Source organism: Acidimicrobiales bacterium, assembly GCA_022452145.1.
Classification (GTDB): Bacteria; Actinomycetota; Acidimicrobiia; order Acidimicrobiales; family MedAcidi-G1; genus UBA9410.
This window is the reverse complement of record JAKURY010000003.1, coordinates 124,759-148,845: the sequence shown is the minus strand read 5'-3', so window position 1 is coordinate 148,845 and position 24,087 is coordinate 124,759. Positions and strand designations below refer to the sequence as shown.

Here is a 24,087-nt window from a genome sequence, read left to right as displayed (position 1 = left end):
CTATGACGAGTCGTCCCGGGGACACGGGCGACCCACCAGCGCTCAGAGCGAGTCGATGAGCTTCTGAACCCTGTCGTCCTCGGAGCGGAACGGGTCCTTGCAGAGGACGGTGCGCTGAGTCTGGTCGTTCAGCTTGAGGTGAACCCAGTCCACCGTGAAGTCCCGACGTTGTTCCTTTGCCCGTCGGATGAACTCACCACGCAGCCTGGCCCGCGTTGTTGCCGGTGCCTCCTCCACAGCCTCCGCGATGGCAGCATCCGTGGTTGTGCGCTCCACCAGCCCCCGATCCTGCATGCGGTAGAAGAGCCCCCGTCGCCTGTTCACGTCGTGGTACTGGAGGTCGAGGAGGAGAACCCTGGGGTCCGAGAGGGCCAGGCCGTGTCGCTCCCGGAATGCCTCCACCAAGCGGTACTTGGCGACCCAGTCGCACTCCCGGTCGAGGCTCAGGGGATCCCGCTCGATGCCGTCCAGGCAGTGTTCCCACATGGCCAGCACCCGGTCCTCCTCCGCGGTGGTCTCCCGCCGATCGGCGAACCGGAGCGCACGATCCAGGAACTCCCGCTGGATGTCCAGCGCAGTCACCTCGCGCCCGCTTGCCAGGCGGATCGGCCGCCGGCAGGTCAGGTCGTTGCTGATCTCCCGAATCGCCCGTATCGGGTTCTCCAGCGTCATGTCCCGGAAGACCACGCTGGGTTCCTCCAGCATCCGCAGCAAGAACCCGCATGCTCCGACCTTGAGGAAGGCGGCGTACTCGCTCATGTTCGAGTCCCCGACGATCACGTGGAGGCGTCGGTACCTCTCGGCGTCGGCGTGGGGCTCGTCCCGAGAGTTGATGATCGGCCGGGAGCGGGTCGTGGCGCTGGAGACACCCTCCCAGATGTGGGCGGCCCTCTGGCTGATGCTGAACCCGGCACCACCCCGGGGATTCTCGTAGATCTTCCCGGCCCCGGCCCAGATCTGGCGGCTCACCAGGAAGGGGATCAGGACCTCGTCGTAGTCCGAGAGGTCGTCCCGGCGGGTCGTCAGATAGTTCTCGTGGCACCCGTAGGAGTTGTTGGCCGAGTCCGTGTTGTTCTTGAAGAGGAAGATGTCGCCGTCGATGCCCTCATCCCGGAGACGGTCCTCGGCGCTGGACACAAGCTGTTCGAGGATCCGCTCCCCGGCCTTGTCATGGGTGATGACGTCACCGACGGAGTCGCACTCCGGTGTGGCGTACTCGGGATGCGATCCCACGTCGAGGTAGAGGCGCGCACCGTTCACCAGGAACACGTTCGAGCTGCGTCCCCAGGAGACCACCCGCCGGAACAGGTAGCGGGCTACCTCGTCCGGACTGAGGCGACGTGCTCCGTCGACCGTGCACGTGATGCCGTACTCGTTCTCTATCCCGTAAATCCGGCGCTGCACCGTCGGGTCCTCAGGGTCGCCGGCGTCCGATGGCTAACGGGTCGCCGCCGGCCGTCACGCCAGGAGGTCGTCGAGGTCGTCGCCCTCGATCCGACGGAAGGCACGACGGTCGTTCTGGCGTGCCAGGATCGCCACCTCTAGGTCGTCGCCGACGAGCGCCCGATCGGGTCCTGCCAGGGCTCCCACCGCCGAACCGAGGGCTGCGCTCAGGTCGGCCTCCCTGGACCACGTCGCCTCTAGGCGCTCCCGGATGGCATCGGCCTCGCCGCCGATGACCACGAACGAGGTCATGTCCATCACGGTGCCGTCGTAGAGCAAGTGGAACAGCTGGTCGCCACCGTCCTCCTCGCTCATCTCGGCCACCAGCATCTCGACCTCGAGCGGCTTAATCTCGTGGGTGAAGTTGTGCCCGAGGGCCTGGGCGTACTGGTTGGCCAGCGACCTGGCGTCCACGTCGTCACGGCTGAAGGAGTAGCCCTTGAAGTCGGCGTGGCGAACCCCGGCGATGCGGAGCTGGTCGAACTCGTTGTACCGGCCGACCCCGACGAAGCCGATGCGGTCGTAGATCTCGCTGACCTTGCGAAGGGTGTTGGAGGGGTTCTCAGCGCAGAGCAGGACGCCATCGGCATAGGTGCAACCGATGGCAGCCCGTCCCCTGGCGATGCCCTTGCGGGCGTAGTCGGCCTTGTCCTTCATCAGCTGCTCGGGCGAGATGTACATCGGCATGCTCACGATGCACCTCCGAGACGGCTGATCAGGGTCGAGGTCCGGGAGGCCACGTCCTCGTCAGCCAGGCGCTCGAAGCCCTCAGCGGTGATCGTGGCGATCACGGGATATATGCCGCGTACCGGGTCCGGTCCACCGGTGGCGCTGTCCTCGTCCGCAGCCTGGAACAGCGCCTCGACCACAACGTCGATCGCCTCGTCGGCCCCGATTCCCCCATGGTGCCTGAGCTTGACCACCGTCGATGCGTGGAGGCCACCGGATCCGGTCGCCGCGTAGTCCCTCTCCTCGTAGCGACCACCGGTCATGTCGAACTGGAAGAGGCGACCCTGCCCCTGGCGGGCGTCGTATCCGGCGAACAGCGGCAAGACGCCCAGGCCCTGCATGGCCGCCGGCATGTGGTTGCGGAGCATCTGGCTGAGCTGGTTGGCCTTGCCGTCCAGGCTCAGCGGGCTGCCCTCCACCTTCTCGTAGTGCTCCAGTTGCAGTTGGAAGAGGCGGACCATCTGCATGGCCGGCCCGGCCGCACCGGCGATTGCAATGCCCGAGTAGCTGTCTGCGGGGAACACCTTCTCGATTGAGCGATGGCTGATGAGGTGTCCGGTGGTGGCGCGTCGATCGCCGGCCATGACCACGCCGTTCGCGTACCGGATCGCCACAACGGTGGTGCCGTGGGTGATCTGGGCGGCATCGAACGCTCCGGTCGGCTTGAAGGCGCCGACACCGAGCCTGTCGAGGAGTCCGAGGAAGTCGGGACCCGGGTCGTCGCCGGGAATGAAGAGGGGAAGCGTCACGTGCCGGAGGCTAACCCGCCGCCGCCGACGGGCTACTCGCCGCCCTTCTGGATGTAGCTCTTCACGAACTCCTCGGCATTGGACTCCAGCACCTCGTCGATCTCGTCAAGGAGGTCGTCCATCTCCCCCTTGAGGCGGTCGGACCGCTCGGTGGACGCCGGGGTGGCGGCCACGTCGGTGACCTCGGCCTCCTCCGCGGTCCGATCCGAACCACCACGCTGTCGTTGTTCCCGTTCAGCCATGCGTTCCTCCGTGCGGTCTCAGCCCGAGAGCCGTTCGAGCAGTTCCTCGACCGACCCGCAGGTGTCGAGGAGCGTACCGACGTGTTCCTCCGTGCCGCGGGAGGGCTCCATCATCGGAACCCGGCGCAGGGCTTCGCCTCCCACGTCGAAGACCATGGAATCCCAGTTGGCCGCCACGATGCGCTCCGGCCAGAGGGTCAGGCAGCGGCCCCGGAAGTACGCCCGGGTGTCGGTGGGGGGATGGTTGGTCGCCCTGCGGACATCGACGGGATCCACCAGCACCTCGGCACCCATGCGGGCGAACAGCGAGCGACCGGGCCGCAGGTCGTGGTACTGGAGGTCCAGGGCGGCCAGCCTGAGATCGTCAGCCGACAGAGCATGGCGATCCCGGAACCCGTCCACGAGGTGGCGCTTGGTGACCCAGTCGACCTGGCCGATCAGGCTGGTTGGATCCCGCTCCAAACCGGAGAGGACCTGCTCCCAGCGCTCCACGACCTGCTCGGCGATCGGGCCCCCGACCGACTCCGGGCCCCGGTCCAGCAGGTACTTCTGGGCGGATTCCAGCAGCTCCCACTGGAGGTCCATGGCAGTCGCTGTCCGGCCGTCCGTGAGGACCAGCGGTTCCGACAGGGTGAGGTCCCACGACACGGCCTGCAGGGCCCGGACAGGATCGGCCACCGCCACCGTCGAGTCCAGCACGTCGTCCTCCACCATCCCGAGGACGATGGCGGTGGTCCCCAACTTGAGGAACGTGGCCACCTCACAGAGGTTGGCGTCTCCCACTATGACGTGCAGCCGCCTGTACCTGAGGGGATCGGCGTGGGGCTCGTCGCGGGTGTTGATTATCGGCCGCTTCAGGGTCGTCTCCAGGCCGACCTCCTCCTCGAAGAAGTCGGCCCGCTGCGTGAGCTGGAACTCGATGTGGCTCCGATCCCGGTGGGGCAGTTCGCAGCCGACCTTGCCCGCTCCCGTGAATACCTGCCGGGTCACGAAGTGCGTGGTGGCGTGCTGGACGATCCGGCCGAATGGGGTGGATCGGTCCATCAGGTAGTTCTCATGGCAGCCGTAGCTGTTGCCCTTGCCATCCGAGTTGTTCTTGTATACGACGAGTTCCTGGTCCTCGGGTAGGAACTCGTTGGCCGCCTCCATGGACTCGATCAGGATCATCTCGGCGGCCCGATCCTGGAGCACCACCGACAACGCGTCGGCGCACTCCGGGGTGGATAGCTCAGGGTGGGCATGGTCGACGTAGTAGCGGGCCCCGTTGGTGAGCACGGCGTTGACCAGGTGGGTCTCGATCTCCGGCGCCATGGCGTCCAGCAGCGTGAAACCACGGACGTCGACCGCCGGCGATTCGTCGACGAAGTCCCACCCCACCCGCGGGGCGCCCGGTCCCCCACCCGGATCCGCACGGCGGCTCAGGTAGGCGTTGATCAGCAGCGAGGATGCGCTGATCGGGTTCGGGGCGTCGACCCCGCGGTGGACTATCCCGTACTCGGTCTCGATGCCAAGGGTCTTGGGGACGGCCATGGCCGGACCCTACTTGTAGCTTCCGGCCGGCCGACGGGACCGGGATCCGACGCCGCTGGAGACGTCAGAGGTACTGCCCGGTACCGACGCCCTCGATCGAACGACCGCCGGACTGGTCGTCGTGGTTGGTCACGAGCGTCCGGACGTAGACGATCCGCTCGCCCTTCTTGCCGGAGATCTTCGCCCAGTCGTCGGGATTAGTCGTGTTGGGCAGGTCCTCGTGTTCGGAGAACTCCTGACGTACCGACTGGACCATGTCCTCCGGGCAGATTCCCCTTGGACCACCGGCCAACTGGCGCTTGATGGCTGACTTCTTCGCACGGCGGACGATGTTCTCCACCATGGCCCCCGAGGCGAAGTCCCGGAAGTACAGGACCTCCTTGTCGCCGTTCTGGTAGGTCACTTCGAGGAAGCGGTTCCGGTCCTCCTCGGAGTACATCTCGGCCACCGCGTCGTCGATCATGGCCAGCGCCGCCTTGTTGCGATCCCCGCCCCCGATCGTCTCGATGGACGCCTCGTCGATCGGCAGGTCCCCCACCAGGTAGCGGGAGAAGATCTGGGCCGCGGCGACGGCGTCAGGACGCTCGATCTTGATCTTCACGTCGAGCCGCCCCGGCCGTAGGATGGCCGGGTCGATGAGGTCCTCCCTGTTGGAGGCACCTATCACTATGACGTTCCGCAGGGTCTCGACGCCGTCGATCTCGGCCAGGAGCTGAGGCACGATTGTCGACTCTATGTCCGAGCTGATTCCCGAACCGCGGGTCCGGAAGAGGGACTCCATCTCGTCGAAGAAGACGATCACCGGCCAGCCCTGCTCGGACTTCTCCCTCGCCCGCTGGAACACCAGTCGAATCTGTCGCTCGGTCTCCCCCACGTACTTGTTGAGCAACTCCGGGCCCTTGATGTTCAGGAAGTAACTGCGCGCCTCCACGTCTCCGGACACCTCGGCCACCTTGGTGGCCAGCGAATTCGCAACCGCCTTGGCGATGAGAGTCTTGCCGCAGCCCGGAGGGCCGTAGAGGAGGATTCCCTTGGGGGCGGGCAGGTCGTACTCGGCGAACAGGTCCTGGTGCAGGAAGGGCAGCTCGACGGCGTCGACGATCTGCTCTATCTGGCGATCCAGGCCACCGACGTCCTCATACGTGATGTCAGGCACCTCCTCCAGGACCAGGTCCTCCACGCCGGGTCGGGGAAGCCGCTCCAGGAGAAGGCCGGACCGCGGGTCCAGCATCGCCGAGTCGCCGCTGTGCAGCCCGACGCCGACGAGCTCGGCGCCCAACTCGACGACCTTCTCCTCGTCCGCACGGCCCACGACCACGGCCCGGAGTCCACCGGCCATGACCTCCCTCACGGTGACGACCTCGCCGGTGGTCTCGTGGCGCCTGGCCAGCACGATGCTCATGGCGTCGTTGAGGACGACCTCCTGGCCCGGGGTCAGGTCGTCTGCGAGGTCGGGATGCACCCCGACGCGCATCTTGCGGCCGCCCGAATGGACGTCGGCCGACCCGTCGTCGTTGACCTGGACCACGGTGCCGTAGGCCGAGGGTGGCTGGGAGAGCTTCTCGACCTCCTCGCGCAGCACGGTAATGCGCTCCCTGGCCGTCTCCAGGGTGGAGTTGAGCTTCTGGTTGCGGGCGTTGGCCCTCGCCAACTCCCGTCCGGCGTCCCTCACCTCGGACTCCAGGAGGCTCAGTTGGCGCGGAGCCTCGATCAGGCGCCGGCGGAGTTCGGCGACCTCGCGCTCAAGATCGACCGCATCCGCGGCAACATCCTCAACCGGTTCATCGGTCCCTTCCGGGACCTGCAGCTCGTCTCCCACGACTCCCCTCCCGGACGCGACCCTAGCGTCGGGCGGCCGTTGCCCGGGGGTGAATGCCTGCCGGGCGATCCCGTGGAAGCCCTCCGGGTAGCGGTATGATCCCGCTCTGACCGGAGGCTCAGTCGAAGTTGGGCCACGGACCCGGGGCCGCTCCGACCGGCGGATAGTCGCGGTGCATGGCATACCTGCGCCGACAGAGAGGAACCCGAAGACGATGAAGGTCTGGATTGACCAGGATCTCTGCACTGGCGACGGCCTCTGCGAGGAGATTGCCCCCGATGTGTTCGCCATGCTGGACGACGGCCTGGCCTATGTGAAGGACGGCGACAAGATCCTCAGTGAGCCCGGCGGCGCTGCCGGCGTCGCTCCGGTGCCCGACGGGCTGGAGGAGGCCACCATCGAGTCGGCCGAGGAGTGCCCCGGCGAGTGCATCTTCATCGAACTGGCCTGACTCCGTCAGTTTCGGATGGGCGGCCTCCGGGCCGTCCATCTCCCGTTTTCGGACCATCCGCCGCTCGGACGCGGTTCAACGACAGGGGCCGGCCGGCCGGGTCCCAGCTGACAGACCCTCGATGAGGGCGACCAGCTCGTTGCTCTGCACGGCATAGGCCACCGAACCGCCTCCCCGAAGCCTGGAGAACAGCACCCCGACCACCGTTCCCTCCCCGTCCACCACCGGCGCTCCCGAATGGCCGGAGTGGATCCTCGCCGAGAGTTCCAGGGCGTCGCGTCCGCCGGCCGGTATCCCGTAGATGTCCTCACCGGTCGCACGGATCAGGCGCTGGACCACCACCGGCAGGACCACCGGACCTCCGTCGTCGTCATGGGCCAGTACGGCCCCGACGGATCCGGCCTCGGTCGGACCCAGCGCCAGCGTCTGGGGTAGGCCGAGATCGTCGGCAGGCCGGAGGAGGGCCAGGTCGCTCACCGGATCGAAGGCCACCACCCTGGTGGGGACATCGGTTCCGTAGACCCTCACGATGGGCGCCGTGATTCCGGCCACCACATGGGCTCCCGTGGCGATCAGGTCCGACCCCACGACGAAGCCCGTCCCGAACTGCGCCGCACGGCAGTCGAGTCCCCGTACCTGCACCGTCGAGGCCTGGAGGCGCTCGAGGAGCGCAGGCTGGATTCCGTGACCCGTAGGAGGCCGCTGGCCGTCCCCGGTGCCGGCATCTCCACCGGCAATCGTGGAGGTGGCCGCCGCTGGACCGATGGACTCGACCTCGCCACCCGTCAGGCTGGCCACCAGCAGGACGACCAAGTAGGCCACCAGGCACACCGCTACGGCGGCAGCGACCCGCCGGGCCGTCATGGGCCTAGAAGGCGCGCGTGTGTCAGGAATGCCGTGTGGGCCACCATTCGGTGGTCCGGTCGGACCGCCTGCCCCTCCACATGCCAGGTCCGGTTCAGGACCTCGACGGTCTCGGCAAACCTGAAGCCGTGGGCGTCCAGCGACTCCCGGAAACGGATCACCTGGGTGATGCTGGGCGTGTAGGCAACGATGATGCCGCCGGCGTGCAGGGAGCCGGCGGCATGGGGAACCACCCGCCAGGGCTCGGGTAGGTCCAGGACGACCCTGTCGAAGTCGGTGCCGTCGATTCCGTCGTAGACATCCCGAATCTGTACGTCGTAGTGCTCGAGGGCGTCCTCGCCCAGCATCGTCGTGACGTTGGCCCTGGCCCGGGACGCAAAGTCCTCGCGGAGTTCGTAGCCGGCGACCTCGGCCCCCGCCCGCAGCATCGTCATCGAGAGTGCTCCGGATCCGACCCCCGACTCCAGGACACGGGCTCCCGGGAAGAGGTCGGCCAGCATCAGGAGCGGGCCCAGGTCCTTCGGATAGATCACCTGGGCCCCGCGCGGCATCTTGATCACGAAGTCGGCCAGCGTGGGTCGGAAGGCAGTGAAGGTGCCCCCCCGACTGGACCGCAGGGAGACCCCCTCGAAAGCGCCGAGTATCCCGTCGTGGGCAAGCACGCCGGTGTGGGAGTGGAACTCGCCTCCGTCGACGAGGGCGATGAGGTAGCGGCGTTGCTTGCGGTCGACCAGGAGGACCTGGTCACCCACTTCGAACCTCCTGCTCACGAAGAGGCCTCTGGAACGCCTCGACCCAGGTGGACCGGGACGTCCGGGACATCAGACGGCAGGTGGCCGCCGGTCCGCTCGAGGAGGTGGCAGAAGGCGCAGACCTCGCCGCCGGCCGGAGCGCCGCATCGAACACACCTGCCGATCGCCGGGCGTTTGTCGTCGTCCGGGGCGAACCGGTCGGCCGCCCGATCCAGGAACCCGAAGTAGAAGGCCTGCTTGGTTCCCGGTGACCGCTCTTCGATGGAGTTGAGGGCCTCCTTGTAGCCGATGTGCTTGTTCCCAGCGGCCATCGGGCACTCCTCGACCATGTAGTCGATGCCACGCAGTACGCAGTAGGCGGCCATCTCCCTCTCCCCCAGCCGGACCAGTGGCTTGACCTTTCGGGGGAAGCCGTCGCCGGCAGGCAGCACAGGTCGCTGCCTGGCCAGGTACTCCCCCTGCCACCGGAGCACGTTGCCGAGCAGCACCGCCGCCTCGTCGTCCAGGTTGTGGCCGGTGGCCACGGCGTCGTAGCCGCCCCTCCTCGCAGCCTCGTCGAATAGGTGCCGCTTGGACAGCCCGCAGGCACTGCACGGAACCCGCTTGGCCGTGCGGGCGCCGTTCCGGATGTCGTAGCCGTAGTCCGTCGGCAGGTCGACCACCTCGAGGGAAAGTCCCCGTTCGTCGGCGAACGCCCGGGCGAAGGCCTCGGACTCCGGGCTGTAGCCGTCGATGCCGAGGCCCAGGTACAGCCCGTCGGCCCGGTAGCCCAACTCGACCAGGATGTCCCAGACGGCCAGGGAGTCCTTCCCACCCGAGACGGCCACCAGGACCCGATCGCCGGGGTTGAGCATCTCGTGGTCGCCTATGGCCCTGGCCACCTGGTCACGACACAGCCGCAGGAAGTGCTCCGCGCAGAAGTTGGCGTTGTGGCGCCGGACGTCGATGACGGCTGGACCGCGACAGACCCGGCACTTCACCGGGCGCCTCCGGAGATCACCGAGCGGACCTCGACCCGGTCGCCGGCCTCGAGCATGGCGTCTCCCGGAACCAGGGTTCCGTCCCTGATCACCAGAACAGCCTCGCGGGGTATACCCAGGCGGGCCAGGAGGGCCGTGACGGCCATCGGGCCATCCAGCTCCAACGTGCGGGTCGGATTCCGGAGTTCGACGATCACCGGTCTCCGCCCCCGCTGCCCAGGTGTCGGACCTCAAGTGCCTCGCCGACCTCCAGTCGGGTCCGGTGGACGACCGGCCGACGGCCACCCAGGAGACGCAGTAGCCGGGCGGCCAGGACCACCAGGAGAACACCCTGCCACCCCCGGTGCCCGCCGAACATCCCCCGGCGAACCCCCCGCCCGAGGAGCGTCGAGCCGAATCCCGACATCAGAAGCGACGGACCTCTACGACCGTGGAGCGGAGTCGGCCGGCCCGCCGCCCAACCATGTAGACCACGGCCACCACGACCCCCACGGTCACCGCGGCGACCACCACCAGGGTCGGACGCCGGCCGGCGACAGGCCCCTCGGGATCGCCGACCACGGCTCGCAACTCTGCTTCGAGGTCGTCTCTGGTGATGCGGTCCTCATCCATCCAGGTTCGTCCGTCCGCCGATGCGGGACACCGTAAGGCCGGCCACCGCTACCAGGACCAGGGCTGCGGCCAGATACGGCACCCAGGACCACGAACCGTCCAGGGGCGCCGACGCCTGAAGGGCCCGGAGGCCACCCACCACCAGCAGGACCGTCCCGAGGCCCAGGAGGGAGGCTCCGACCAGGCCGAACAGGAGGAAGCGGCCGGCCGACCGGAGCGGTTCGACCGTCTCCTGGCGGAGGTAGCGCCTCAGCAGGTCCGGAAGGTCGCCGGTGGTCCTGTCCTCGGAAAAGCGGTCGGATCCCATGGGGCGACCACGCTACCGGGAGGACCCGGCGGCGGGCCCGCCGGCGTCCCAGTCCAGCCCCAGCCGCATGTCCACCACCCCCTGGGCTCCGTCCAGCAGGCCGTCGAGGATCCCGCAGCGCTCCACCACCAGGTCAGCCTCCAGGAGTCGTTGACGGTCGTACGACGTGAAGGGTCCCAGTGCTCCCATCTGCAGGGTGCCGAGAGCCGGGTCGTCTGTGAGGTCAAACGTGGCCGCCTCCACCGGGTCGCCCAGCTCCGTCAGGCCGGCCAACAGGCGCCGCAGCCTGGACTCCAGCGAGCGGTAGGAGGCGGGATCGATGCCGGGACCCGGGAGGTCGGGCATGGGTCGGACGTCGGCGACCGGATAGGGATCATCCGGCATCCAGCGGTCCACCCGCACCCGCTGCAGCCCGACGACGACGACCGACCAACGTCCGTCGGGAGCCTCCCGGGCCTCAAGCACCCGTGACCGTGTCCCCACGTCGTACCTGAGGTCCCCGCCGCCCACCTCACTCCCCCGGAGGATGAGGACGATGCCGAGCTCACGGTCCGCGGCCAGGACGTCGACGATCATCCGGCGGTAGCGGTCCTCGAAGAGCTGCAGCGGCAGGACGCCGCTGGGAAGGAGAACGGTCCCCAACGGAAGCATCGGAAGCCGACGGATCGGAGGCGACGGTCAGCCCACCACCGGTCGCGGCCCCAGGATCTCTGCGGCGGGGCCTGCCGGATAGGAGAGAAGCGCCAGGATGACATCCTCGTGGAGGTCGCGGATCTCGTACGGAAGCTCCCCGTTGCTGATCACGGCGAAGGCCAGCCGCCGGCCGCCGGGCGTGTCGGCCACGCCGACAAGACTGCTGGCTCCGCGGAGCGTTCCCGTCTTCGCTCGGATTCGGCCCTCACCGGCAGTTCCCACGAAGCGGTTCTTCATCGTCCCGCGCTCCCCTGCCAACGGAAGCGAGGCGACCAGCAGGTCACCGTGCACCTCGTCGCCCAGGAGGTCCACCAGCAGCGAGCAGGTCACACGGTTGTCGGGATCCAGTCCCGAGCCGTCCTGGGGTACGACTCCTTCGATCCGGTGTCCTGCTCTTTCCAGCGTGTCCAACAGGATCGCGATCCCTGCCACCGTCGTCCCACGATCGGCCGGCGTCCACCCCATCTCCTTCAACAGCAGTTCGGCGGTGGTGTTGTCGCTCTCCACCAGCATCTGCTCGACCAGGGCGCTGACCGGGGGCGACCCGACCACGGCCAGGGTGACCATCCCCGGATGGGCCGGCGCACGGCCCGAATCGGGCCGTCGTCGGATGAGCACGCCCTCCGCCTCCAGCAGGTCGTCGAACAGTCGGGCGGCATTCTCAGCCGGATCCCCGGCGGGCGTGCCAAGGGATGCTGCCGTGTTCAGCGCGTCCCAGTTCTGGAAGCCGTCGTCCACGCTCAGGGCACTGAGTGGGCCGGACTGGATGGACCAACCGGGCTTGAAGCGATCCGGCCAGGTTCCCAGATAGCGGATGGCGTCGTATCGGGACTCGTCGCCCACGATCCCGCCGTTGACCTCGCGTACACCGGCCTCCACGAGGGCGAGGGCCAGGTCGCCGAGGTCCGTGTAGGGGTCCGGGTCATCGAACCGGGCCGCATATCCGCCTGTCATGAGGAGCGGGTCGCCGCCACCCACCAACCAGACGTCGCCGTCGACCATTCCGTCGACCACCGGCACCTCGGCCACCACCCGGGTGCTGAGGACCATGGCCGGGCCGAGGTGCCGCAACGCGGCCAGACCGGTCAGGAGCTTCTGCGCGCTCGCTGGAACCAGCCCCCGGCCGGCCTCCAGCGTGTAGAGCTGGTGACCGTGCTCGGCGACCTCTACGCAGGTTCCCTCCGGCAGGCCGGCGACCGCCCCGTGCAGGTCGGCCCTGAGGTTTCGTACCGCTGTCGGCGCCTGCAGGAACTCGGGCACCCGACGGACAGACAGGAGGGGCGTGACCGTCCGGGCCGGCAGGCGACCGGCCGTGGGCTCGTAGGCGGCGGCCGAGCCGTCGGTCCGCTGTGCCTGCACCCCGGCCAGGACCGCCACCGTGAACAGGAACAGCGGGAGGACCAGGCGCCAGTTCACGGAACGCCATGCTAGGGGTTTCGGCCTGTCGTCTAGGTTCGCCACATGCAGATCCTCGCGGCCCTCTTCTTCGAGGGACTGGAGCTCCGACAGGTGCCCGGTGGAGCCACGCACATCGACCTGACCGGCGTCCAGTTCAGCGCGGCATCACCCGGGCCGGCCCCCGTGACCTGGTCTCCCCACCTCATGGTCATGGTCCGCTGCCCTGCCGACCACTCCGGCCAGGCCGTGCTGGAGGTGGTGTTCACCCGCGACGGGGTGCAGTTGGCCCGCAACGTCCAGCCCATCGCCGTCGAACCCGGAAGGTTCGGCTACCGCCTCGTCCGGGCCGAGTTGGAGTTCCATGAGTTCGGCACCGTGGAGGCCGCCTGCCGCATCGACCAGGGCCCCGCCACGGTCGTGCCGTACACGCTCCTCCCGCCCGGACCGTCCGCCGACTGACAGTCAGTCTGTGGCCTACGCCGTAGCCCTCTCCGGACATCCCGACGCGGCGACCGCTGTCGGAGAGGTGGTCGGAGAGGTACTCGACCGGCTCGGACCCGGGCCCGACCTGGCCGTCATGTTCCTCTCGACGGCCCACGTCGACCGGGCTGCCCAGATTGCCCAGACGGTCAACCAGACGCTCGCACCCGCCCACCTGCTCGGATGCACCGCGGGGGCGGTGCTGGCCCAGCGCCAGGAGGTGGAGGAGGCGCCGGGCCTGGTGCTCTGGGCCGGGTGGACCGGGCCCGTGGAGGCGTACCGGTTGGACGGGGCGAGTCTTCCGACCGGCCTGGACGCCGGCAGCAGCGTCCTTGTGGTCGCAGACCCCTTCGGCTTCGACATCAACGGGCTCCTGGACTCGATCGACCCCGCCCTCACGGCGGTGGGCGGCCTGGCCTCGGCAGCAGGACGGCGCGGCGGCAACAGGCTCCTCCTCGACGGCGAGGCATTCTCCGACGGCGCCGTCGCCGTGGTCCTGCCGCCGGGGCTCGGAGCCCTGCCCGTGGTGGCACAGGGGTGCCGCCCGGTGGGCGATCCGTTCGTCGTGACCAGCGTGGAGGGAAACCTGGTCCGAACCCTGGGCGGCCGTCCGGCCCTTGAGCGCCTCGAGGAGGTGGTGTCCGGCGTCGACGAGGCGACCCGGGACCGCCTTCGCCGCGGACTCCACGTGGGGATCGTCATCGACGAGCACCTGTCGGCCTTCGCCGCCGGCGACTTCCTCATCAGACCCGTCCTGGGGGCCGACCGGGGGTCGGGGACGGTGGCCATCGGCGAGCGGGTCGAGGTCGGAACCACCCTCCAGTTCCAGGTCCGGGATGCCGGAGCGGCGACCCGGGACCTTGCCGCACGACTTCGCCCCCACCGGGCCGAGAGCGCCCTGGTCTTCACCTGCAACGGTCGGGGACGACACCTGTTCGGCACCCCCGGCCACGATGCGGGCCATTTCGTGGACGGTCTGGGAACGACCGATGTGGCCGGCATGTTCTGCGCCGGTGAGATCGGTCCGGTAGGACGCCGACACCACCTCCACGGCTTCACCGCCTCGGCGCTCCTGCTGGGTACCGGGGCCTCCGAAATGCCTCCGGACGGGTCCGGTCAGGTGGCCTAGAGCGACGGCCGTCGCGGTTAGGGTGCCCGTCGACGTAATCGAGCAGGGGCCGACGCGGTGGTGGGATCATGACGGACGCCGAGCCCACCGGATCGGGCTTCGACGGCGACGTCGAAGCACTCGCGATCGACGTGATCCGGGGCTTGGCCATGGACGCACCCCACGCCGCACGGTCCGGGCACCAGGGAACCGCCATGGCCCTGGCGCCACTGGCCCACGTGCTCTGGACGCGGATCCTCACCTACGACGCCGCCGACCCGTCGTGGCCCGACCGCGACCGCTTCATCCTCTCGGCCGGACACGCCTCGATCCTGCTGTACTCCATGCTCCACCTGACCGGTCACGGCCTGACCCTGGACGACCTCAGGGACTTCCGGCAGTGGGGCTCCGCCACCCCTGGCCACCCTGAGGCGGGCCACACGGCGGGGGTCGAGGTCACCACCGGTCCGCTCGGCCAGGGCCTCGCCAACGCCGTCGGCATGGCCATCGCCGAGCGAAACCTCCGGGCCCGATTCGGTTCAGGGCTGACCGACCACCACACCTTCGCCATCTGCGGGGACGGCGACCTCGCCGAGGGCATCTCCCATGAGGCGGCATCCCTGGCCGGCCACCAGGGACTGGGGCGCCTCGTCGCCGTCTACGACGACAACCACGTGACCATCGACGGACCGGCAGAGTTGGCCCTCTCGGACGATGCCCCGGCACGCTTCCGGGCCTACGGCTGGCACGTGGTCGACCTCGGCGAGGCCGCTGAGGACCTGGACGCCATCGAAGGCGGCATCCGCAGCGCCATGGCCGTCGGAGACCGACCCTCGCTCGTCGTGCTCCGGACCCACATCGGGCATCCCTCCCCGGACGTCGACAACCCGGCCGCCCACGGCTACTCGCTGACCGACGATGGCATCGCCGAGACGAAGCGCCGCATGGGCCTTCCGGAGGACGAGTCCTTCTGGGTCCCGGATCGGGTCCTGGAGCAGTATCGGAGCGCCGGGCGTCGGGGGGCCTCGGCACGTACCGCCTGGGAGGGACGCCTGGCGTCATTCGACGGCGACCGCGCCGCATGGGACGCGGCTCAGGCCGGCGGGGGTGTCGACGGGTGGGCCGACCGCCTACCGACCTGGGATGCCGGCGGTGCGGTGGCCACCCGGAAGGCCAGCAACGCCTGCCTGCAGGCCCTGTTGGACGTGGTCCCCGGCCTGATGGGCGGCGGAGCCGACCTGACCGGCAACACCGGCACCACCATCAGGGACCATGGCGTCCAGGCTCCTGACTGCCCCGAGGGACGCCAGCTTTACTTCGGGGTTCGCGAGCACGCCATGGGCGCCATCTCCAACGGCATGGCACTCCATGGTGGAATACGCCCGGTCAACGGCACCTTCCTCGTCTTCAGCGACTACATGCGCGGCGCGGTCCGCCTGGCCGCCCTGAGCTCGGCTCGGACGGTCTTCGTCTGGAGCCACGATTCCGTAGGGGTCGGCGAGGACGGACCCACCCACCAGCCCGTCGAGCATGTTGCAGCGCTCCGCGCTATACCGGGCATCGAAGTCTTCCGCCCGGCCGATGCCAACGAGACCGCCGCCGTCTGGCGCCACATTGTGGAGAGCCACGGGCCCGTAGCCCTCCTCCTCACCCGCCAGGACGTACCGGTACTCGAAGGGACCACCGACCACGCCGCCGTCGCAAGCGGCGCCTACGTGCTGGCCGATTCGGACGGTGTCCCGGAAGTGGTGCTGATCGGCACCGGCAGCGAGGTGTCCGTCGCTCTGGACGCTGCGGCAACGCTGACCGCCGCAGGGCGGGCGGTCCGGGTGGTGTCAATGCCGTGCATGGAACTGTTCGCCGAGCAGGCCGACGACTACCGCTGCAGCGTCCTCCCCGATGGGGTCCCCACCCTCTCCGTGGAGGCTGGCGTGACCTTCGGATGGGCGCGGTGGGCCGACCGGAGCGTGGGCATCGACCGGTTCGGCGCCTCGGCACCAGGCGAACGGGCCATGGCCGAGCTGGGGATCACCCCGGACGCCGTGGTGGCTGCCGCAGAATCGCTCCTGGACCGACCCGGGGGACCGCGATGAGCCGACTCCACGACCTCTACTCCGAACAGGGCCAAAGTCCCTGGCTGGACAACCTGAAGCGCAGCTGGATCGTCTCTGGCGAACTGCAGGGCTGGGTCGACCGCGGGGCACGCGGGATCACCTCCAACCCGTCCATCTTCCAGAAGGCCATGACGGGCACCGACGCCTACGACGAACAGCTCCGTTCCCTCACGGCTGAGGGCGCCAGCGTCGAGGAGAGCTACTGGAAGCTCGTGGTCCGCGACATCATGGACGCCCTTGAGATCCTGCGTCCGGTCCACGAGTCCTCGGACGGCCTCGACGGCTACGTCTCCGTGGAGGTGGATCCCCGGTTGGCCACGGACACCGGGGGCACCATCGCAGCGGCCCGCGAGCTACACGGGCGCATCGACCGGCCGAACCTCTACGTGAAGATCCCGGCCACCGCCGAGGGCATCCCGGCTATCCACCGGATGATCTCGGAGGGCCGAAGCATCAACATCACCCTCATCTTCTCGCTGGACCGCTACCGCGAGGTGATGGAGGCCTACGTGTCGGGCCTGGAGTCCTGCCCGGGCGACCTCTCCGGGGTCTCCTCGGTGGCGTCGTTCTTCATCAGCCGCACCGACAACGAGATCGACCGACGCCTCGACGTGCTGGGTGGCCCTGAGGCACTCTCCCTGCGGGGACGTGCTGCGGTGGCCCAGGGCCAGGTCGCCTACGACATGTTCAGAACGGTGTTCAGAGGCCCGCGCTGGGATTCCCTCGTCCAGCGCGGAGCACGGGTGCAGCGGCCACTGTGGGCCTCCACGTCGACCAAGAACCCCTCCTATCCCGACACCCTGTACGTCGACACGCTCATCGGGCCCGACACTGTGAACACCCTCCCCGATGCGACCCTGGAGGCCTTCGAGGCCCACGGTACGGTCGCCCGGACCATCGACGCCGATCCCGACTCCGCCCACGGCGTGCTACGGGCGGTCTCCGACGTCGGTGTCGACCTGGCCGAAGTCTCCCGTGTCCTCGAGGACGAGGGCGTGGCCGCATTCGTGGCCTCCTTCGACGACCTGTTGGCCGATCTGGGAGCGAAGGCCTCAACCTTCTGACCAACTCGTTCTGACAGCCTGCTCGGGACCCCGGGACGAAGTGCGTTTCATTTCGCAACTGACTGCTACGCTCCGACCATGTCCAACGACGCCACCACCGACGGCTGTTCCATCGCAGCCACCCTGGCGGCGGTCGGCGACCGTTGGACCCTGCTCATCCTCCGGGACCTCTTCCGCGGAGTACGCCGCTTCGAACGCCTCCACCAGGACCTCGGAATCGCCCGAAACCTCCTGACCGACCGGCTCCAGCGCCTGGTCGACCTGGAGATCGTGCACCGGGTGCCCTACCAGGATCGACCTGTTCGTCACGAGTACCACTTGACCACCAAGGGAGCCGACCTCTCCCCGGCGCTGGTGGCCCTGATGCACTGGGGCGACCGGTGGTACGCCGTCGACGGGCCTCCCACGCTCCTGGTCCACGACGCCTGCGGCACGCCGCTCGACCAGGCCGTCTCCTGTCCCGCCTGCCACGAGCCGGTCGGACCCCACCACATCCGCAGCCGCCCGGGACCGGGACGTGCGACCGAGACAACAGGAGCCGATCGATGACCGGGCCATACGACGACCTGCACGGCGAGGACCTACTCGCTGCGGCCAGGGAGGTCCGCGACGCCCACCACGGCACCCGGATCACCTACAGCCCCAAGGTGTTCATCCCGCTCACCATGCTCTGCAGGGACCGCTGCGGCTACTGCACCTTTGCCCAGCCGCCAGCCCGGCTCCGGTCGCCGTACATGTCCACCGAAGAGGTGCTGGAGATCGCCCGCCGTGGGGCGGCTGCCGGCTGCCACGAAGCGCTCTTCACCCTCGGAGAGCGTCCGGAACTCCGCTATCCGGTGGCCGCCGACTGGCTGGACCGCCACGGGCACGCCACGACGCTGGACCTCCTGGCCGAGATGGCCCGGCTGGTGGTCGCCGAGACCGGCCTCCTCCCCCACGCCAACGCCGGTGCCCTGCACGCCGGCGAGCTCGCCGCCCTCCGGAGCGTCGCCCCCTCACAGGGGATGATGGTGGAGTCGCTCCGTCCGGACCTCGACTGCCACCGCGGTGCCCCAGACAAGGACCCGGAGCGGCGTCTCGAGACCCTCGAGGCGGCCGGTCGGCTGGCGATCCCGTTCACCACCGGAATCCTCGTAGGGATCGGCGAGGGGCGTGCCGACCGCATCGCAGCCCTGGAGGCCATAGCCGTATCGCATCGCCGCCACGGACACGTCCAGGAGGTCATAGTCCAGAACTTCCTGCCCAAGCCGGGCACGGCGATGCACGCGACACCGCCCTGCCCGACCGACGAGTACCTCGAAGCCATCGCCCTCGCCCGCCTGATCCTCCCGCCCGAGATCCACCTCCAGGCCCCACCCAACCTGTCGGACGACTTCGGCGCGATCCTGAACGCCGGCATCGACGACTGGGGTGGCGTCTCGCCGGTAACCGCCGACCATGTCAACCCCGAACGACCCTGGCCTGAGCTAGACCGCCTAAGGGAGGTCACCGAAGCACGGGGCTTCACCTTGGCCCCCCGCCTGACCGTCTACCCCGAGTACGTCCGGGACGACGCCCGGTGGATCCACGCGGACCTCCGGTTCCCGGTGATGGACCGGAGCGATGCAGAGGGCCTGGGACGGGACGACCCGGGGGCCGTCTTCCCCGAGGAGATAGAGAAGGTGACGGCTGCCGACGGGGCCGAGGTCCGTCAGGTCGGACACCGCTCGACCGCCTGGTACTCCGGCAGCCCGACCAGCCCGATGATCCTCGTTCCGGCGAAGGCATCGGCCCGTGGCCAGGTGCGCGAGGTACTCGACGGCGTGATGGACGGTCAGCAGGCGGACCACGACGAGCTGCTGGCCCTGTTCGGAGCCCGCGGCCCGGAGGTGGCGGCCGTGGCCGAGGTGGCAGACGAGCTCAGGCGCCGGGCCGTCGGCGAGACGGTCACCTGGGTGGCCAACCGGAACATCAACTACACGAACGTCTGCACCTACAAGTGTCGGTTCTGCGGATTCTCGAAGGGTCCCCTGTCCCTCAACCTCCGGGGAACCCCGTACCTCCTGGAGATGGACGAGATCGCCTCACGGGCCGCCGAGGCCGCCCGGATGGGGGCTACCGAGGTCTGCCTGCAAGGTGGAATCCATCCCGACTTTGACGGCGACTACTACATCGACGTCACCCGGGCCGTCCGCGAAGCAGTCCCCGACATCCACGTCCACGGCTTCACCGCCCTGGAGGTCACCGAAGGCGCCCGGCGGCTGAGCGAACCGCTGGCCGACTACCTGAGGCGGGCGAAGGAGGCCGGGCTGAGGTCCCTGCCCGGCACGGCCGCCGAGATACTGGACGACGGGATCCGGGCCGAGCTCTGTCCTGACAAGATCACGACCGACGAGTGGCTGGAGGCACACCGCACAGCCCACGGGGTCGGAATCGCCTCCAACATCACGATCATGTACGGGTCCATCGAACGACCGGTGCACTGGGTCCGCCACCTGCTCCGGTGCCGTGACCTCCAGGAGGAGACAGGCGGCTTCACCGAATTCGTCGGTCTGCCGTTTGTACACATGGCCGCTCCCATCTACCTCCAGCGGAAGGCCCGTCGGGGCCCGACGTTCCGGGAGAACCTGCTCATGCACGCCGTGGCCCGCATCGCGTACCACGGGCTGATCGACAACATCCAGGCTTCCTGGGTGAAGATCGGCTTCGACGGGGTGACGCAGCTGCTGCAGGCCGGGGTCAACGACCTCGGCGGAACCCTCATGGACGAGAACATTTCCCGGGCTGCCGGAGCACAGCACGGCCAGCAGGTCTGCGAGGACGACCTGCTCGGCATCGTCAAGCCCCTGGGTCGCACCCTCGCCCAACGGACCACCCTCTACGGCCGGGTGGACCGGGGCCACCGCCTCCCGGTGCTCAGGGAGCACGACGGTCGGACCCTCATACCCGTCGTCAGCGCCTGACCGCCGACAGGCTCGTCGGAACGCGGCGCCTCACCAGCCCCCGGCATTCGGCTCGTCGAGCAGGTGGGCGGCCTTCTCGACGGCCCGACGTGCCCGGGTGATCCGCCGTTCGTCCAGCGGCAACTCGGTTCCACCGGCGTCGATCGATTCCCGCAGGCGCAGGATGGCCAGGTCGGCCAGCTCCTCGGCGATGGCCTCCAGGCGGACCCTGATCTCCAGGAACTCATCGGTCATGGGAAGCCTCCAGGGCCTCGGCAACCACTTCCATGGGATGTCGGACCTCGATGCCCGCCGCTGCGAGGTACGTCGCACAGCCGGGATTGGCGCTGAGCACCGTCCGCGCGCCCGATCGCCGGAAGGCCCGGCCTATCGAAGCCACCTTGCGCTCGCGTACCTCGCCGGCCAGGCCCGGTTCCAGCATCGAGAATGCTCCCCCAGCCCCACAACACAGGCCCTCGTCGTCCAGCTCCACCAGCGGAACGTAGGGCCCGAGGACGTCACGGACCGCGCCGTGGGTCCCCTGGACGTGCCGGAGATGGCAGGGATCGTGGACCACCATGGGTTCGTCCGTCCGGGTTCCGGGCCTCGGCAGGGCCTCCGGATTCGCCGCCAACCACTCGTGGACGTCGAACACACGGCTCGAGAAGGCAGTGCCCGCCGCCGTCCCCAGCAGCGTGCCGTACCGCTTCAGGGCCGCACCACAACCCGCCGAGTCCACGAGGATCGGACGATCTCCAGGAAGAGTGGCCATGACCGCCTCGGCGCGGCTGCAAGCCTCGTCGTGGAGGCCTGCGTGCTCGTGGAGCGCGCCGCAGCACCCGACACGGTCACCGGTCCGATCCACGGTCCGACCGGACGCCTGCAGCACGTCCTCCACGGCGTCGTGCACCTCCGGCTGCCAGGCGTCCATCACGCACCCGGTGAAGAGCAGCAGGTCGGCGTCGGCCACAGGCGACCGTCGTCGGCCACCACGCAGTGGGAGCCGGGCCGGGAACAGCCCCGTCCGCCTGAACATCCCGAGGCGCTGTACCACGGCGAGGAGGCGGCTCCCCCACCGGAGCAGGCGCGGTCGGCCCAGGAGCCCGAGGCCCAGTCGGAGCCTCCACGGAGCGGGCCGTTGCTCGACCATGGCGGCGCGGGTCATCGAGATGAGTTCGCCGAAGGGCACGCCCGACGGACAGGCCGTCTCGCAGCCAAGGCACTGCACGCAGGTGGACATGGCGTCCAGCCACTCTGCGTCCATCGGAGCACCTTCCAACTCCGCTGCGCCCATGAGGGAAATACGGCCACGCGGCGACCGGCTCTCGTCGCCGGTGACCCGGTAGGTCGGACAGTGGGGAAGGCACAGGCCGCACTGCACGCAGGCCGCCAGGGCGTCACTCCGCAGGCCGAGCTGGCCGGACGCGGTCATGCCACCGCCCCGTAGGGATCCCGGCCCGGGTTGAGGCGCCCCGTCGGATCGAAGGACGCCTTCATGCGGGCACCCAGTGCGCGGACACCGTCGTCCACCGTGGGCGGCGCTCCCTCCAGGGGCTGGTGCACCACTCCCGTTCCCACCTCGAGCACGCCGCCCGACGGTAGGTGGCCGGTCCACCTCCCACGCCCCACCGGAAGGTCCGGTGGATCCATCCCCGCCATGCCCAACCGGGCCAGCCGTCCCGCCGTGCGCTCCAGATCCTCGGCGTGGCCTTCCAGCAGGACCGACGTACGGGCGCCGTCCCAGAGCACGCAGGCCGGCCGGTAGGTCTCACTCAGGACCCGGTCGGGCTCGACCTCTCCACCCATCCAGACGATACGGGCCGGCAGGGGGCGGGTTCGCAGGATCACGACTCCCAACAGGGCCAAGGTTCCCAGCGAGCCCACCAGCAGACGACAGAGGTCGTAGCCGGTCACGTTCTTCACGGTCGGCCCTCCTGCGGTGAACGTCGCCCCGTCGGCTCCGACGCAGTCCGCCTGGAGCAGGACATCGGCAACGGCCCCGACCCTTCGTCGCCGCAGGGGGCCACGCCCCACCGCCAGGGCACCGCCCACTGTGGATCCCAGAGGCCCGTCGATCCCCACCTCCTGCCCGTGATCGGCCAACGCATCGGCCAAGTCGGCCAGGAGCGTCCCCGCACCGACCTTCACCGTCATCTCCGCCGGCTCCAGGGCCAGGATCCCCAGCGGTGCCGAGACCTCCCTGGCACCGGCCGCACCACCGCCGAGTCCCCAGCGGGTGCCTCCCCCACGCACGCACACCGGGCCGGAGATCCCCACGGTCCCGCGAAAGGCCTCCATCCGGTAGTCCACGGGAGTCATATCCACATGCCCTCGGGGACGCGTCCCAGGCTGGTCACGTGGCCGCACGAGGCCCCGGAGGGCAGCACCTTGGCCGGGTTGGCCATTCCGGCCGGATCGAACGCCGTTCGGAGCCGCTGCTGGGCCTCCAGGTCCGCCGGACTGAACTGCAGTGGCATGAACCGCTTCTTCTCCAGCCCGATCCCATGCTCACCCGACAACACGCCCCCAACCGCCACCGAAACGCGGACGATCTCCTCTCCGGCAGCGAGCACCCGCTCCATCACCCCCTCCTCCCTGGCATCGAAGACGATAAGGGGATGCAGGTTCCCGTCTCCCGCATGGAAGACGTTCATCACCATCAGGTCCTGCTCGTCAACGATCTCGTAGATGCGGGCGATTACCTCCGCCAGCTTCGTCCTGGGGATGACCGTGTCGTTGAGGTAGTAGTCCGGCTTGATGACGGCGATAGCGCCGAAGGCACTCTTGCGGCCCTTCCAGATCCGTTCCCGCTCATCCTCATCGGCAGCCACCCGCACCGACCGGGCACCATAGGTATGGGCAAGGCCGTTGATCCGGCGGATCTCGTCGGCCACGCCGGCCGGTTGCCCGTCCAACTCCACGATGAGCACAGCCGCGGCGTCCATCGGGTAACCCGCCCTCACGAACGGCTCGACGGCCTCGACCACCCGTTGGTCCATCATCTCGAGCGCCGCCGGCACGATCCCCTCTGCGATTATGGCACTGACCGTCTCCGCTGCCGCTCCAACGTCAGTGAAGTCGAGGAGCAGGGTCGCCACCTCGGGCGGGTCCTCGGTGAGTCGGACACAGATCCGTGTGGCGATTCCGAGGGTGCCCTCGCCGCCTACGAAGGCACCACGGAGGTCGTAGCCCGCGGCATCGCCGTCCTCGTCGCCCAGAACCACAACCTCGCCGTCAGGGAGCACCACCTCCACGGCCAGTACGTGGGCGCTGGTCACGCCGTAGAGCAGGCAGTGCGGACCACCCGAATTGTTGGCCACGTTTCCGCCGATCGTGCAGGACTGCTGGCTGGACGGATCGGGGGCGAAGTGCAGCCCGGTGCCCGCCAGGTGCCGACTCAGGTCCAGGTTCACCACCCCCGGCTCCACCCAGGCCAGGCGTCGCTGCGCGTCGACCTCCAGGATCCGGTTCATCCTGGTCATGACCACCATGACCGGCTCGTCGCACGGCACCGCGCCCCCGGTCAGCCCGGTACCGGCGCCGCGGGCCACGAATGCCCGTCCGTGGGCGACCGCCGCCACCACACACGCCGAGACCTCCCGGGTGGATTCGGGAAAGCAGATCACCCCGGCCCGCCCGCCCCGAATCACCGACGCGTCCCGGCTGTACAAGCGCCTGGCCACCTCGCCTACCTGGACCCGGTCCCGGTCCAGGGCGTCGACCAACTCGCGTACCAGTGGATCCGGTGATCGTCTCCACGGCCTGCGCATGGGAGCAGTCTGCCCCTCGAGGACCACGGGCGGGACACCCGGCAGGTTCGACCCGTAGCGT

At 69.1% G+C, this 24,087-nt stretch carries 26 protein-coding genes; 7 read left to right on the top strand and 19 right to left on the bottom strand.

Annotation, left to right across the window (positions count from 1 at the left end; genetic code table 11):
- Positions 1-42: 42 nt before the first annotated feature.
- The 6 genes from pafA to arc form a co-directional block, all read right to left on the bottom strand.
- The gene (gene pafA, locus MK177_01970; GenBank protein ID MCH2426081.1) at positions 43-1,404 is read right to left on the bottom strand and encodes a Pup--protein ligase; all 1,362 of its coding nucleotides are present in this window, start codon (positions 1,402-1,404) and stop codon (positions 43-45) included.
- A 54-nt stretch (positions 1,405-1,458) separates the two neighbouring features.
- On the bottom strand, positions 1,459-2,130 hold the full coding sequence (gene prcA / locus MK177_01965; GenBank protein MCH2426080.1) for a proteasome subunit alpha: 672 nt from the start codon (positions 2,128-2,130) through the stop codon (positions 1,459-1,461).
- A 2-nt stretch (positions 2,131-2,132) separates the two neighbouring features.
- The gene (gene prcB / locus MK177_01960; protein MCH2426079.1) at positions 2,133-2,921 is read right to left on the bottom strand and encodes a proteasome subunit beta; all 789 of its coding nucleotides are present in this window, start codon (positions 2,919-2,921) and stop codon (positions 2,133-2,135) included.
- A gap of 32 nt (positions 2,922-2,953) precedes the next feature.
- A complete protein-coding gene (locus tag MK177_01955) occupies positions 2,954-3,163 on the bottom strand; it encodes a ubiquitin-like protein Pup (protein ID MCH2426078.1) in 210 nt (69 codons plus the stop codon).
- 18 nt (positions 3,164-3,181) lie between these two features.
- Entirely contained in the window at positions 3,182-4,693 is a 1,512-nt protein-coding gene (locus MK177_01950; protein ID MCH2426077.1) for a proteasome accessory factor PafA2, read from the bottom strand.
- A 64-nt stretch (positions 4,694-4,757) separates the two neighbouring features.
- On the bottom strand, positions 4,758-6,512 hold the full coding sequence (arc, locus tag MK177_01945; GenBank protein MCH2426076.1) for a proteasome ATPase: 1,755 nt from the start codon (positions 6,510-6,512) through the stop codon (positions 4,758-4,760).
- Positions 6,513-6,726: 214 nt separating this feature from the next.
- On the opposite strand from arc, the gene MK177_01940 reads away from it, so the two are divergent.
- Complete coding sequence (locus MK177_01940) at positions 6,727-6,963, top strand: ferredoxin (protein ID MCH2426075.1); 237 nt, start codon at positions 6,727-6,729, stop codon at positions 6,961-6,963.
- A gap of 75 nt (positions 6,964-7,038) precedes the next feature.
- Here MK177_01940 and MK177_01935 read toward each other — a convergent pair whose 3' ends face one another.
- From MK177_01935 to dacB, 9 genes are read right to left on the bottom strand one after another with little or no spacing between them, the layout of a single operon-like run.
- Positions 7,039-7,827 carry a trypsin-like peptidase domain-containing protein gene (locus MK177_01935; GenBank protein MCH2426074.1) on the bottom strand — a complete coding sequence of 263 codons (789 nt, stop codon included), beginning with the start codon at positions 7,825-7,827 and terminating at the stop codon, positions 7,039-7,041.
- Complete coding sequence (locus tag MK177_01930; GenBank protein MCH2426073.1) at positions 7,824-8,579, bottom strand: tRNA (adenine-N1)-methyltransferase; 756 nt, start codon at positions 8,577-8,579, stop codon at positions 7,824-7,826. The genes MK177_01935 and MK177_01930 overlap by 4 nt, the downstream gene beginning before the upstream one ends.
- Positions 8,580-8,593: 14 nt before the next feature.
- Complete coding sequence (locus MK177_01925) at positions 8,594-9,559, bottom strand: adenine nucleotide alpha hydrolase family protein (GenBank protein MCH2426072.1); 966 nt, start codon at positions 9,557-9,559, stop codon at positions 8,594-8,596.
- The gene (locus MK177_01920; protein ID MCH2426071.1) at positions 9,556-9,756 is read right to left on the bottom strand and encodes a MoaD/ThiS family protein; all 201 of its coding nucleotides are present in this window, start codon (positions 9,754-9,756) and stop codon (positions 9,556-9,558) included. Before MK177_01920 ends, MK177_01925 begins: the two co-directional genes overlap by 4 nt.
- Entirely contained in the window at positions 9,753-9,917 is a 165-nt protein-coding gene (locus tag MK177_01915) for a hypothetical protein (protein ID MCH2426070.1), read from the bottom strand. Before MK177_01915 ends, MK177_01920 begins: the two co-directional genes overlap by 4 nt.
- A gap of 47 nt (positions 9,918-9,964) precedes the next feature.
- Entirely contained in the window at positions 9,965-10,171 is a 207-nt protein-coding gene (locus MK177_01910; protein ID MCH2426069.1) for a hypothetical protein, read from the bottom strand.
- On the bottom strand, positions 10,164-10,478 hold the full coding sequence (locus tag MK177_01905; protein ID MCH2426068.1) for a hypothetical protein: 315 nt from the start codon (positions 10,476-10,478) through the stop codon (positions 10,164-10,166). Before MK177_01905 ends, MK177_01910 begins: the two co-directional genes overlap by 8 nt.
- A 12-nt stretch (positions 10,479-10,490) precedes the next feature.
- Complete coding sequence (locus tag MK177_01900; protein MCH2426067.1) at positions 10,491-11,120, bottom strand: LON peptidase substrate-binding domain-containing protein; 630 nt, start codon at positions 11,118-11,120, stop codon at positions 10,491-10,493.
- Positions 11,121-11,156: 36 nt separating this feature from the next.
- A complete protein-coding gene (gene dacB, locus MK177_01895) occupies positions 11,157-12,587 on the bottom strand; it encodes a D-alanyl-D-alanine carboxypeptidase/D-alanyl-D-alanine-endopeptidase (GenBank protein MCH2426066.1) in 1,431 nt (476 codons plus the stop codon).
- Between the two features lie 45 nt (positions 12,588-12,632).
- On the opposite strand from dacB, the gene MK177_01890 reads away from it, so the two are divergent.
- The 6 genes from MK177_01890 (at position 12,633) to MK177_01865 (ending at position 20,277) form a co-directional block, all read left to right on the top strand.
- On the top strand, positions 12,633-13,028 hold the full coding sequence (locus tag MK177_01890; GenBank protein MCH2426065.1) for a hypothetical protein: 396 nt from the start codon (positions 12,633-12,635) through the stop codon (positions 13,026-13,028).
- A 10-nt stretch (positions 13,029-13,038) separates the two neighbouring features.
- Entirely contained in the window at positions 13,039-14,178 is a 1,140-nt protein-coding gene (locus MK177_01885; GenBank protein MCH2426064.1) for an FIST C-terminal domain-containing protein, read from the top strand.
- 68 nt (positions 14,179-14,246) lie between these two features.
- Positions 14,247-16,250, top strand: a complete 2,004-nt coding sequence (tkt, locus tag MK177_01880; GenBank protein MCH2426063.1) for a transketolase — start codon at positions 14,247-14,249, stop codon at positions 16,248-16,250.
- The gene (gene tal, locus MK177_01875) at positions 16,247-17,335 is read left to right on the top strand and encodes a transaldolase (protein ID MCH2426062.1); all 1,089 of its coding nucleotides are present in this window, start codon (positions 16,247-16,249) and stop codon (positions 17,333-17,335) included. The genes tkt and tal overlap by 4 nt, the downstream gene beginning before the upstream one ends.
- Before the next feature lie 78 nt (positions 17,336-17,413).
- Positions 17,414-17,884, top strand: coding sequence for a helix-turn-helix transcriptional regulator (locus tag MK177_01870; protein ID MCH2426061.1), 471 nt, complete (start codon positions 17,414-17,416; stop codon positions 17,882-17,884).
- Positions 17,881-20,277, top strand: coding sequence for a bifunctional FO biosynthesis protein CofGH (locus tag MK177_01865; protein ID MCH2426060.1), 2,397 nt, complete (start codon positions 17,881-17,883; stop codon positions 20,275-20,277). Before MK177_01870 ends, MK177_01865 begins: the two co-directional genes overlap by 4 nt.
- A gap of 30 nt (positions 20,278-20,307) precedes the next feature.
- Here MK177_01865 and MK177_01860 read toward each other — a convergent pair whose 3' ends face one another.
- Genes MK177_01860 through MK177_01845 form a run of 4 tightly spaced genes read right to left on the bottom strand, consistent with a single transcriptional unit; the run spans position 20,308 to position 24,026 of the window.
- The gene (locus MK177_01860) at positions 20,308-20,511 is read right to left on the bottom strand and encodes a hypothetical protein (protein MCH2426059.1); all 204 of its coding nucleotides are present in this window, start codon (positions 20,509-20,511) and stop codon (positions 20,308-20,310) included.
- Positions 20,501-21,688: a (Fe-S)-binding protein gene (locus MK177_01855; GenBank protein MCH2426058.1), complete on the bottom strand. Its 1,188-nt coding sequence runs from the start codon at positions 21,686-21,688 to the stop codon at positions 20,501-20,503. The genes MK177_01860 and MK177_01855 overlap by 11 nt, the downstream gene beginning before the upstream one ends.
- Complete coding sequence (locus MK177_01850) at positions 21,685-22,566, bottom strand: FAD-binding protein (GenBank protein ID MCH2426057.1); 882 nt, start codon at positions 22,564-22,566, stop codon at positions 21,685-21,687. The genes MK177_01855 and MK177_01850 overlap by 4 nt, the downstream gene beginning before the upstream one ends.
- A 5-nt stretch (positions 22,567-22,571) precedes the next feature.
- Entirely contained in the window at positions 22,572-24,026 is a 1,455-nt protein-coding gene (locus MK177_01845; protein MCH2426056.1) for an FAD-binding protein, read from the bottom strand.
- Positions 24,027-24,087 lie beyond the last annotated feature (61 nt).